This is a genomic window from Microbispora sp. H10670 (assembly GCF_014161385.1).
GTDB classification, from domain to species: Bacteria; Actinomycetota; Actinomycetes; order Streptosporangiales; family Streptosporangiaceae; genus Microbispora; species Microbispora triticiradicis.
Genome location: NZ_JABBWW010000032.1, coordinates 55,249 through 66,139 on the forward strand (window position 1 = coordinate 55,249; position 10,891 = coordinate 66,139).

Consider the following 10,891-nt stretch of genomic DNA (forward strand, 5'->3'; position numbering starts at 1 on the left):
GGAGATCATGTCCGGCCGGCCTCCGAGGCACCGCCCGAGCCACACCGCCCGAGCCGGCTGCCGGCTCCGCGGGCTCTTCTCCCGCACTCCCGGCCACCGTGGTCGCGGTAGTGCCCTGCTGTTCCCCGTTCCAGGCCTTCTGCGGCGGTTGTTTTCTGTTCAAACAGTGCGACATGGCAGATGTCGCATATACAGCTAATCGGGAACTTACCTGTAGCTCCAACAATTCCCGGTGCGCCGGTGTTCGTGGCCGGGTGGTGTGAAAGAATTAAGACAGGATTTCGAATTTCTCGGGGAGGTGCGATGGATATGTTCGACGATGATCCTGAGCGCCCCCAGCGTTCTAATGCCAGCGGTGACATCGGCGACGACTGGTGGGAGCAGCTCACCGCCGGCTCGCCCCTTTGGTCGTCCGAGGGCGCACTTGCCCGTGAATACGTGCCGGTTGTCGATCCCGATGCACGGGAGCGCGCGAGCCGACGCGGTATCCCGGCGAGTTTCCCCTTAATTCGAGCATTTACGACTCGTGCCGGTATCGCTGCCGTTGACGACTCCATTGCTGACGAAACGGTGATTGGCCTCGCCCCTGATGGCGCTCCTGACCATGCCGACAGCCCCGGCCCTGGAGTCGGTTCCACCGCCCCTGCCCCTCACGCGGGGGATGCCGACAGCAGCGCCCCCGGCCCTGCCGGTGCCGATGCTGATGCCCTGAGCGCCGATGCCGCGCGCACGGATACCGCGCGCACGGATGCAGGGCGCACCGATGGCGGTGCCGCCGACGGTGCTTTTCCTGACGGTGATCCTCCTGGTTGTGCTTCTCCCGATTCGGCTTGTCCGGATGGCGCCGGGGGTGCCTACAGCGGTGCTTCCGGCGGCGCTTCTGCTGGTGCTTCTGGTGGTGAGTCCGGTGGCGCGTCTGGCGGTGCCGCGGGCGCCGGCCGCAATGATGCGGGCCCGGACCGGGATGCTTCTGGTGCTGGTGGCAGCGGTGCATCGTCGTGGGTGGCGGTGGCGGCGGTTGGTGAGGCGGCGCGGGTGGTGGCGCTGGTGCCGGTGCCCGAGTCGGCGGAGGTGTGCCTGGCCGAGGCCGAGGAGTTGCTGGCGGCCCGCGACCGCATCACTTCGGCGCTGGCCGCCCGGGTCGGCCGGGTGCATCGGACCGGGGAGGCGAAGAACCATGGGCACGCCTCCACCAGATTGTGGCTGCGCAGCGTCGGGGGGATGACCATCCCGGGTGCGGGCCGGTTGGTGACGATGGGCATGGAGTTGGGTCGTCTGTCGCGGGTGCGTGAGCGGTTCGCCGAGGGCAGCTTGCCCGAGGGGATTGTGGAGGCGATCTGCACGGCCACTGCGGGGTTGACCGACGAGCAGGCGACCACCGCTGAGGCGATTTTGCTGGAGTTGGTTGGTTCGGCGGGGGCGGCGGAGGTGGCCAAGGCGGGGCGGTATCTGCGGGCGGTGCTGGACCCCGACGGCCACGAAAGCGATGAGCAGGCCGATTTCGACCGCCGGTTCTTCCGGGTGCGGCGGCGCAGGAACGGCGGGCTGGAGGGAGAGTTCTACCTCCCGGTCGAAGCCGCCGCGCGGTTGCAGCAAATGCTCGACGTCTACGCCAAGCCCAAGGCCGAGGGCGACGACCGCACCCCGAGCGTGCGGAACGCGGATGCGTTCATCGCGTTGCTGGAGAACAAGATCGCGACTGAGCTTCTGGTGCTGGTCACCGCCGAATCCCTCCCCGACGACCCCCCAGCCGGCGAACCCTCAGGCACTGCCCCCTCAGGCGATCCCACAGCCGACCACTCAGACGCCGACTCGAGCGACGGCTCCTGTCCCGACTGCTCCGGCACCGGCCCAGGCCCTAGTCCTGACCCCGACCCTTCGGGTACCGGCCCCGCCTGTGGGACCTGTGCCGACGAGACCTGTGCTGGTGCGGCCGACGCCACCGGCGAGCCCTCCGCCGCCGGCTCCGCCTCTGATCCGCCGCCCGAGCACGGCGATCCTCCTGGTAGTCACACTGGGGAAAGCCCAGGCGGGGACTGCCCTGTCGGCGACTGCCCGGCGGGGGACTACCGGCATGCCTTCGCGCCGGGTGATACGCCGCACGGGATGCCGGGGGCGGGCTCCGACGCGCCGTCGGGTGCGGAGGGGAGCACCTGGCGGGGAGGCAGCGCCTGGCTGGGGGGAGATGCCCGGGTGGGACGCGAGGCCTGGCCGGGAGGCAGCGCCCGGCGGGCAGGTGGTGCCTGGGCGGGGGTGGGGGTGAACAGTCCGCCGCCGGGGGTGTGGTTGCGGGGGTTGCCGGGGTTGATCCTGGCGACCGGGCAGCTGCTGCCTGTTGCCAGCGTGCACCGGCTGGCCCGCACCAGCACCCTGGTGCGGATCGTGATGGACGCCGGTGGGCAGGTGCTGGACATGGGCCGCAAGGTGCGCCTGGCCACCCCGGCGCAGCGGCGGGCGGTCTTCGCCCGGTATGCGACCTGCTGGGTGGACGGCTGCCCGCTGCCCGCCACGATGTGCCAGATCGACCACGCCGAGGACTGGTGCAGCGGCGGGCCGACCGACCTCAAGCTGCTGGGGCCGGCGTGCCAGTTCCACAACCGCGACCGCTACCGCCGCCCCGCCCGCTACACCCGCCGCAAGATCGGCGACGACCGCTGGGCCTTCATCTACCGCAACCCCCGCACCACCCGACTGAGGGTGTAGCAGATGGGGGGAGAGGCGAAACCGGTGCCAGGCGTAGACACTCGGCGCCGCCCTGCCCATGCGACAGGGCCGGGCGCTGTGCGGGGTCGCCTTCGCGGCCGGTACGGTCGCCGCGCTGGGCCGCACCAGCGAGGCCACGCTCACGCTGCCGGTCGGCCGGCTCCTGCTCGTCGTGGCCGTGGCCGCCCTGGCGGGGCTGGTGGCCGGGCTGCTGCCGGCCCGCCGCGCCGCCCGGCTCGACGTGCTCGCCGCGATCGCCACATCCTGACCGCCGCTTGGCCACGCGAAGAGGGAAACGGGCGGGGGGCGAAGGGTATGAGCGGGATGCGCCGCTTGCACCCAGGAGCGGCCGGAGCGGAGGTGGAACGGATGGGCGGCGACAGAGCAGGGAGAGGGAGGGTCCGGGCTGTGGCGGGGCACGTCCGGCCCCTCGCCCTCGCCGTGCTCCTCGTCGCGATGTCCGGTGTCACGCGCCCCGGTCACCTGATCCCTGAACTCGCGGAGCCGGTCTCGTCCACGGCACTCGTCGCCCCCGCCGATCCCGGCCCCGGCCCTGGTCCCGGCCATGACGGCCATTCGTCCGGCTCGGCCCATCCGACCGGCGCGGGCCGTCCGGCCGGCGCGGCCGCCGCCGCCCATCCCGCCGCCGGCCATCCGGCCGCCGCGCCGCACGCCGTGGAACCCGTCCACCTCAAGGGACACGGCAATAGACACGGCAGGGGGCACGGCGGCAGGGTCTACGGCGGCGGTGGTCAGCGGACGGGTGGAGTCAACTCGGCCAGCGCCCCCACGATGGACAGCCCGCCCTACCAGCTGAGCACGGGCCGGCACAACGTGAACGCCCCGGCGGGCAACAGCGCCGTCGACTACTCCGGCGTCCAGCAGGTGTCGAGCGTCAGCATCTACACCAACACGATCAACGGCAACTGCGGGAGCGGGGCCCGCCACTGCTCCATCAACCAGAACCTCCAGAGCGCCGAGGGCAGGGGATACAACGGGCGCTGAGTACGGAGCTGAGTACGGAACGGGCGTCCTCCCCACTGGGAGAGGACGCCCGTCGCTGGTGGATCAGGGCCGGATCAGGGCCGGATCAGAGCGCGCCGCTCTCGATGGCCTGCTTCAGGGCGCCCTGGAGCTGCTGATGAGCGGCGGTGCCGTTCGCGGCGACGAAGTCGATCAGCGAGTCGTCCGCCTCGAAGGCGAGGTTCTCCGTCACCCGGGTCTTCCCGCCGGGCAGCGGGCTGAATTCGATCTTCTGGTGCGTGACCACGTTGGGCTGCGACCAGCTGTCGGTCTCGTAGTAGAACTCGCCCTGGTGGAGGCGCTGCTGCGCGTGCGTCTTGCTCACCACGATCGTGCCCTGGTACGGGATCTCCTCGATCGCCGTGAGGTTGCGGTAGGTCGTGGAAGCCGCCTTCCACTCCTTGTGCGTGACGACCCGCTTCAGGAACGGGTTCTTGCCGATGTGGTTGTTGAAGTTCGAGTATTTGTAGAAGGTCTGCGGCATCGGCGAGTCGATGTCGACGGAGATGCTGTTGACGACCCGGCTGCGGCCCGAACCGGGCGCGGGCGGGGTGGCGTCGGTGAAGTGGTAGGTGTCGTACACGCTCTGCCATTCGAGGGCGATGTCGGCGTCGCTCTCGGTCGTGTCGGCGTGCGCGGGGTTGGTCAGGGTGGTGACGACGAAGGCGGCGGCGAACATCTGGGCCGCGACCACCCGAAGGATCTTTCTCACATGTACCTCAAAGAGCGAGGAAAAAGGGTACGAGTGATCTTTTACCGAAATCGCTCCAAAATCCACTAGAGGTTCGATACCGAAGCGATCACGACACGTGGTCGGCGCAACAGGGAGTCGGGTCCGGCACCTCGGCCGGCGCGATCCGCCCGCCCGGGGCCGGTCCCGGAGCAGGCATGGCGAGCAGGGTCATCAGCCCGTCCCGCCAGACCGGGCGGACGTGCCCGTTGGTGACCAGAACCACGTCGTCGGCCGGAGGCTCGGTTTGGGCGAGCACGACGACGCGGTCGATCGCCGTCCGGTCCAGCAACTCGCCGACCGTGAGCGTCCCCGGCAGGTCGTCGCCGCCGGGGAACAGCACGACCCGCCCGCCGGTGCGGGCCGCGTGCTCGGCCGCCGCCACCGCCGCGCCCTCCGCAGCCGGTCCCGTACGGCTGTCGCCGAGAGCGACCGACACCCCCTCGGGGAGCCGGGACGTCTCCAGGTGCCCGGCCAGGGTCAGCGAGCAGGCGACGTGCGGCAGGCCGCCGGTGCGGACGAAGTGGGTGCAGCCGACGACCCCGGACGACAGGCCGAGCGCCTCCACCACCTGGTGGAGGAGATGCTCGGCCTGGGCCACCATACGGGCGCCGTTGTCCAGACCGGCGATCATCGGCGCGGCACGATCCAGACGGGGTTGCTGTAGAACCACAGGTCCTTCCAGGGGTCGGCGTCGCCGGGCACGTCCATCGCCGGGCCGTGCGGGTCCACCGACGCGCCGAGCAGGCCGGGGGCGACGCGGTTGCCGTCGGTGCCGCGCAGCCGTACGTAGACCGGGTGGTCGACGGCCCCCACCTGGTAGGTGAAGGTGACGGTTCCGGTGTTCCTCCCGACCTCGTACGACGTGACGACCTTGGTCTTCGGGGTGGTGAACACGTCCTTGTCGGAGACCGGGCCGGTCACGTCGCCCTGGATGACGTCCACCCGGGCCAGCGTGGGGATGAACTGCGCCCAGTTGGGCCGGTTCGCCAGCGTGATCTGGATGGACACCTCGACCCTGGTGCCGGGGCGGACCGACAGCGTGTCGCCGAGGGTGACCCCGTTGTCGCCGCCGTTGCCGCGCGCCCGGGCGCGGACGACGAGGCCGCTGATCAGGCCGCCGTGGTCCACCCAGACGCGGCCCCGGCGGATGCCGTCCATGACCGCGCCGTACGCGAAGGAGGTCGCGCCGACGTGGGTGCGGCTGTAGTAGCCGGGCCAGAAGTCGCCGTTGGACAGGTTCGGCACGCCCTTGTAGACCGGGTCCTCGTACCGGCCGTTGGCGTTGAAGTCGCTGTCCGGCCCGCGGTCGCTCGCGTCTCCGTAGACGGTGTGCGAGTCGGAGTTGGCGGTGATCCACCAGGGCCTGCCCTCGGCGAGCAGGCTGTCCCACAGGCCGCCGACGGTCGCGGTCATCCAGTCGAAGCCGCCGAAGGTCCGGTAGCTCTCCGCCGGATAGCCGGGGAAGGAGTCGGCGCTCTGGCTGTTGTCGTAGTAGCCGCGTCCGGAACCGGGCCCGTTGGGCTTCGGGATTCCGGCGGCCTGGTGGCCCGGAGCGCCCTCCATGCCGACCGCGATCCCCGGCGCCGCGTCGCGCCAGGCGCGGATCTCGTGCGGGGAGTCGATGCCCTTGCGCGCGGGGTGGTTGGCCAGGAACAGCGCGTCCGGGACACGGCGGCGCTTCACGGCCTGGGCCAGGAAGTCGAGCCCGGCGATGGCGAGGGCCTCGTTCTGCGGGGTGCTCGCCGTGGCACCCTTCACCGACCCGTCGAAGGAGTTCTCGAACTCCTTCAGCGTCTCCACCTCACCCCGCCCCGGCGCCACGAACACCGTGCCGTGCTCGGCGGCCGGGATGTTCCACTCAAGGCCCTGGAAGACGAGGGTGTCCCTGACCGCCTGACGCGCCGCGACGATGTCGGGGTTGACCTTCTCCACGCCGATCTTGGCGTGGGTGACGCTGCCGTGGTCGGTGACGACCATCCAGTCGAGGCCGTACGCGTTGGCGTGCCGCACCTGGTCGACGACCCGGTACATGGCGTCGGAGCTGTACTGCGTGTGGATGTGGTGGTCACCCGCGAGCCACAGGAAGCCGTCCTTCGGCTCCCGGTCGTCCCGGCCGGCGGCGGCGGCCGGTCCGGGGGCGCCGAGCACGCCGGCGGCGGTCAGGCCCGCGCCGAGCAGTCCGGCCCGCCGGAACATCTGACGGCGCGAGAGCTCACCCGGCGACAGCGCCTCGTCGGGGACGTCCATGTCCACGACCGCCGCCGTCTCCCCGGGGTCCTGGTCGTGGTCGTGGTCGTGGCTGTGGGGATGACTGTGGGGATGACTGTGGGGGTGGGGATGCGCGTGCCCCTCGCTCATGTGCGGTGCCCTTTCGTTCCGCCGGGGGGATCGCTCCGGCTCCGAATGCACCCTCGCGGCAACGGCTGAACCTCACGTGAACTCCGGAGACCGCCCAGGGAGCCGGGGCTTTACCGGTCAGGTCAGGTCCCACAGCAGGCGGTAGTAGGCGATGCGCTCCGGATCGGGGGCGACGCCGTACGCCTCGTACACCTCGCCGTCGTGACCCGGGCCGTAGTTCCACTCGGTGCTCCAGGCGGCGACCGCGAGGTCGGCCCACCGGTCGGCCACGCCCAGCGACCCGAGGTCGACGTGCCCGGCGACCGTCCCGTCGTCGTGCAGGAGGGTGTTGGGGGCACAGGCGTCGCCGTGGCAGACGACGAGCCGGTCGGGAGCGGGCGGGCGGCCGAGACGCCGCCGCGCCTCGGCCCGGCCGAGGCGCTCGCCGGCCCGCCGGAGGCGGTGCTCGACCCCCCAGTCGTACGGGCACCGTGCCACCGGCAGCGCGTCGTGCAGCAGGCGCAGGCCACGGCCGATCGCGGCCGCGGCGGTGCGGGGGTCGGCGTTCCAGCGCGGATCCACCGCCGAGCGGCCGGGGAGCGCGGCGGTGACGAGCCAGGCGCCGTCGGCGTCCGATCCGTACGCGAGCACGCGGGGGACGGTGGTCCACTGCCGCGCCCAGGTCAGCCGTTCCGCCTCGCGCGGCAGGTCGATCTCGGGGGTGCCGGTGGCGGCCCACTTGACGTACCTGGTGCCACCGGCACCGTCACCCGGGCCGTCGAGCCGGAACGTGAGGCCGCCGAGCTCGTTGCGCCAGACGGGGGTGACGGCGTCGCTCCCGGCGAGTTCGGCGACGATGCGCGGCACGTCGACGGGTCCGGCCGGAACCGAGGCGATCGGGGGACGGCTCACGACCGACATTCTCGGTCATGAAGCAGAGCGGTCATGAAGCAGTGCGGCCATAAAGCAGTGCGGCCATAAAGCAGTGGCGGCCTCGCCTCGGCAGACGGTTGACTCGCCCCGTGATCGTGATATCCGCAGCTTCCGGCGCGCTCGGCCGCCTCGTCGTCGACCATCTTCGTACCCGGGCGGAGGTGGTGGCCGCGGTACGCGACCCCGGCCGGGCGCCCGAAGGCGTGGCGGTGCGGCGTGGCGACTACGACGACCCGGCGAGCCTGCGTGAGGCGTTCGACGGGGCCACGCGTCTGCTGCTCATCTCCTCGCCGGAACTCGACACCGCGCGCCGGATCGGACAGCACCTGAACGCCGTGGCCGCGGCCGAGCAGGCGGGAGTCGGCGCCGTCGTGTTCACGAGCTTCCTCGGGGCCGGCGCCGCCGCGACCGGCATGACGGAGGCCTACCACGCCACCGAGCAGGCGATACTCCGCAGCGGCCTGCCGTACACGTTCCTGCGCCACCCCTTCTACAGTGACGCGTTCGTGCCGCGGGCCGACGACGGCGAGATCACCAGCAGCACCGGAGGCCGTGGGCTGAACACGGCGTTCCGGGCGGATCTCGCCGAGGCGGCGGCGAACGTCCTGACCGGCGAGGGGCATCTGGGCCGGGCGTACGACCTCACCGGACCGCTGTGGAGCTATCCGGAGGTCGCGGAGGCGCTCGGCGTGCCCTACCGCGAGGTGCCCGACGCCGGATCGGGCCCCATGAGCTGGATCAACGCGCGGATCCGCGCGGGAGCGCTGGAACAGCAGACCGGCGACCTGGAGGCGTTGCTCGGCAGGCCCGCCGAGACGGTCGCCGGACGTGCCCTGAAGAGCCTGACGGAAGTAAACAAAAAGTAAACTTTACTATTGACAGTGCGTGTGAACGGGTGTTGCATCGGCAACCACACTCCGAATCACTCCCCCCGGACCGGAGACCCCCATGCGCAAACCCCGGTTACTCCTGATCGCGGCGGCCCTGGCCGTCGGCCTGGCCGGCGCCCTGAGCGGTATTCCCGGCAACGAGCGGGCCGAGGCCGCCATCGGCCCGGTCACCTGGTCGGACGAGTTCAACGGCGCCTCGGGCAGCGCCGTCGACCCGGCCAAGTGGAAGTTCGACATCGGCGGTGGCGGCTGGGGCAACAACGAACTGGAGTACTACACCAACTCCACCCGGAACGTGTACCAGGACGGCCAGGGCCACCTGGCCATCACCGCCCGCAAGGAGAACCCCGCCGGCTACCAGTGCCACTACGGCACCTGCCAGTACACCTCCGGCCGCATCCTGACGGCGGACAGGTTCAGCCAGGCGTACGGCCGCTTCGAGGCGAGCATCAAGATTCCCAAGGGGCAGGGCATCTGGCCGGCCTTCTGGATGCTCGGCGGCGGCAACTGGCCGAACACCGGTGAGATCGACATCATGGAGAACGTCGGCAACGCGCCGAACACGGTCTACGGCACCGTGCACGGCCCCGGCTACTCGGGCAGCGGCGGCGTCGGCGGCAACCGTACGATCGGGGCGCCCCTGGGCGACGCCTTCCACAACTACCGGGTCGACTGGTCGCCTGGCCTCATCGTCTGGTACCTCGACGGGGCGGAGTACTTCCGCGTCACCCCGGCCGACATCCGCGGCAACCAGTGGGTGTTCGACCACCCGTTCTTCATGATCCTGAACGTCGCGGTCGGCGGCTACTGGCCGGGCAACCCCGACGGGACCACCGCGTTCCCCCAGACGATGCTGGTCGACTACGTCCGCGTCTCCGCCTGGAACAACGACGGGAGCGGCACCGGCACCGCGCTCAGATCCGCCATGAACGGCCGCTGCGTGGACATCCCGAGCGCCAACCCCGCCGACGGCGCCCGGCTGCAGATGTACGACTGCAACGGCACCGTCGCGCAGCAGTGGTCGGTGAACGGCGACGGCACCGTGCGCGCCATGGGCAAGTGCATGGACGCCGCCGCGGCGGGCACCGCCAACGGGACTCCGATCCAGCTCTACACGTGCAACGGGACCGGAGCCCAGCGCTTCACGCTCACGCCGGCGGGAGACCTGGTCAACGTCCAGGCCAACCGGTGTGTGGACATCGTGGACCGGGGCAGCGCGAACGGCGCCCTTCTGCAGCTCTGGGACTGCACCGGCGGGTCCAACCAGAAGTGGACCCGCGGCTGAACGTCAGTGGCCCTCTTCCTCGTCGTCGGCAGTGAGCGCCCCGCTGCCGGGGGCGGCCGGGAGGTAGACGTGCTGGTGTCCGCTGCCCGCGTCGACGCTGACCGCGTCGAGGGCGGTGGCCCCGACCGACCAGGTGAAGACCGCGTCCATCCGCTGCCGGGCGGCGAGGGACAGCATGTTCGTGCGGGCCGGTCCCGTGAGCGCCTGCGCGGCCGCGAAGCTGTCGACGGTGGTGGCGAGCTGCCGTACGGCGGAGGCGAGACCCGACCTCGCCAGGTTGGTGTACGTCTCGCCCGAGGGCGGGTCGGCGAACGACTGGACGGCGGCGGCGGTCGCCTGCCGCCAGTTCGCGATGTCGGCGCCGGTGGCCTTCTCTGGCTTCCCGCCCTCGGGGGAGGCGGTGGTGGAAGCGGCGGCGGGGGCGGCGGCGTCCTCCACGGGCATCACGCGTTCCAGCCCTTCCAGCACGGGCACGAGCTTGTCGCGGGTGGTGCGGGCCAGCGCGGTCAGCTCCTTGATCTGCGCCTTGTCGCGGACGGCGTCCTCGGCGCGGATCCGGTTCACCGCCTGCTCGGTCGAGTCGGGCCGGGTCGCGGCGAACACCACGCCACCGGCCACCACCGCGCCGAGCACGAACACGGCCACCAGCGTGAGCACGCGGTGGCTCCTGGCCGGCTGCCGGGTCACCGTCGGTTCGCTACGCCGGCTCATTGCTGCCACCTCCTGGTCGAAGTTCTCCGCGGGGAGTGATAGGCGGAGCGTAGTAGGGAGAGTCACCCGGAAGCGACACCGGGCGCGAACATGGACGCCCGGAACGTGGAGTCGGACTCGCACACGTTCCGGGCGTCCACGACGTGCGGTGGGTCAGGACTGGTTGAAGAGGGAGAGGGTGAGGGTGGAGTGGTATTCGCCGGCGGCGACGTCGACGGGGGTGCGCAGGGCGAGGTCGGCGTTGACCTTGGAGGTGCCGATCTCGGTGGCGGAGTC

The 10,891-nt window shown here is 71.2% G+C and carries 10 protein-coding genes; 5 read left to right on the forward strand and 5 right to left on the reverse strand.

Going from position 1 to position 10,891, the window contains the following annotated elements:
* Positions 1-1,008 precede the first annotated feature (1,008 nt).
* From HHX33_RS30580 to HHX33_RS30590, 3 genes are all read left to right on the forward strand, one after another.
* Entirely contained in the window at positions 1,009-2,703 is a 1,695-nt protein-coding gene (locus HHX33_RS30580) for an HNH endonuclease signature motif containing protein (protein WP_182877619.1), read from the forward strand.
* A gap of 58 nt (positions 2,704-2,761) precedes the next feature.
* A complete protein-coding gene (locus HHX33_RS30585; RefSeq protein WP_182877620.1) occupies positions 2,762-2,971 on the forward strand; it encodes a hypothetical protein in 210 nt (69 codons plus the stop codon).
* A 140-nt stretch (positions 2,972-3,111) separates the two neighbouring features.
* The gene (locus HHX33_RS30590) at positions 3,112-3,708 is read left to right on the forward strand and encodes a hypothetical protein (RefSeq protein WP_182877621.1); all 597 of its coding nucleotides are present in this window, start codon (positions 3,112-3,114) and stop codon (positions 3,706-3,708) included.
* A gap of 85 nt (positions 3,709-3,793) precedes the next feature.
* Here the strand turns inward: HHX33_RS30590 and HHX33_RS30595 are convergent, their stop codons facing one another.
* The 4 genes from HHX33_RS30595 to HHX33_RS30610 form a co-directional block, all read right to left on the reverse strand.
* Positions 3,794-4,438, reverse strand: coding sequence for a hypothetical protein (locus HHX33_RS30595; RefSeq protein WP_182877622.1), 645 nt, complete (start codon positions 4,436-4,438; stop codon positions 3,794-3,796).
* An 88-nt stretch (positions 4,439-4,526) separates the two neighbouring features.
* Positions 4,527-5,090 (reverse strand): hypothetical protein, encoded by a 564-nt coding sequence (locus HHX33_RS30600; RefSeq protein WP_182877623.1) that lies wholly within the window; start codon positions 5,088-5,090, stop codon positions 4,527-4,529.
* The gene (locus HHX33_RS30605) at positions 5,087-6,817 is read right to left on the reverse strand and encodes a PHP domain-containing protein (RefSeq protein WP_182877624.1); all 1,731 of its coding nucleotides are present in this window, start codon (positions 6,815-6,817) and stop codon (positions 5,087-5,089) included. Before HHX33_RS30605 ends, HHX33_RS30600 begins: the two co-directional genes overlap by 4 nt.
* Before the next feature lie 117 nt (positions 6,818-6,934).
* On the reverse strand, positions 6,935-7,708 hold the full coding sequence (locus HHX33_RS30610) for an aminoglycoside 3'-phosphotransferase (RefSeq protein ID WP_182877625.1): 774 nt from the start codon (positions 7,706-7,708) through the stop codon (positions 6,935-6,937).
* Between the two features lie 110 nt (positions 7,709-7,818).
* On the opposite strand from HHX33_RS30610, the gene HHX33_RS30615 reads away from it, so the two are divergent.
* A complete protein-coding gene (locus tag HHX33_RS30615) occupies positions 7,819-8,595 on the forward strand; it encodes an NAD(P)H-binding protein (RefSeq protein WP_182877626.1) in 777 nt (258 codons plus the stop codon).
* A gap of 82 nt (positions 8,596-8,677) precedes the next feature.
* The gene (locus HHX33_RS30620) at positions 8,678-9,904 is read left to right on the forward strand and encodes a glycoside hydrolase family 16 protein (protein WP_182877627.1); all 1,227 of its coding nucleotides are present in this window, start codon (positions 8,678-8,680) and stop codon (positions 9,902-9,904) included.
* A 3-nt stretch (positions 9,905-9,907) separates the two neighbouring features.
* Here the strand turns inward: HHX33_RS30620 and HHX33_RS30625 are convergent, their stop codons facing one another.
* Positions 9,908-10,615 (reverse strand): hypothetical protein, encoded by a 708-nt coding sequence (locus HHX33_RS30625; RefSeq protein ID WP_182877628.1) that lies wholly within the window; start codon positions 10,613-10,615, stop codon positions 9,908-9,910.
* Positions 10,616-10,891: the final 276 nt, after the last annotated feature.

What these genes read in the sequence shown, in the direction of transcription:
- HHX33_RS30600 (WP_182877623.1), bottom strand. Translation starts at nt 5,090, where the DNA reads ATGATCGCCGGTCTGGACAACGGCGCCCGTATGGTGGCCCAGGCCGAG.
- HHX33_RS30620 (WP_182877627.1), top strand. Translation starts at nt 8,678, where the DNA reads ATGCGCAAACCCCGGTTACTCCTGATCGCGGCGGCCCTGGCCGTCGGC.
- HHX33_RS30585 (WP_182877620.1), top strand. Translation starts at nt 2,762, where the DNA reads ATGCGACAGGGCCGGGCGCTGTGCGGGGTCGCCTTCGCGGCCGGTACG.
- HHX33_RS30625 (WP_182877628.1), bottom strand. Translation starts at nt 10,615, where the DNA reads ATGAGCCGGCGTAGCGAACCGACGGTGACCCGGCAGCCGGCCAGGAGC.
- HHX33_RS30605 (WP_182877624.1), bottom strand. Translation starts at nt 6,817, where the DNA reads ATGAGCGAGGGGCACGCGCATCCCCACCCCCACAGTCATCCCCACAGT.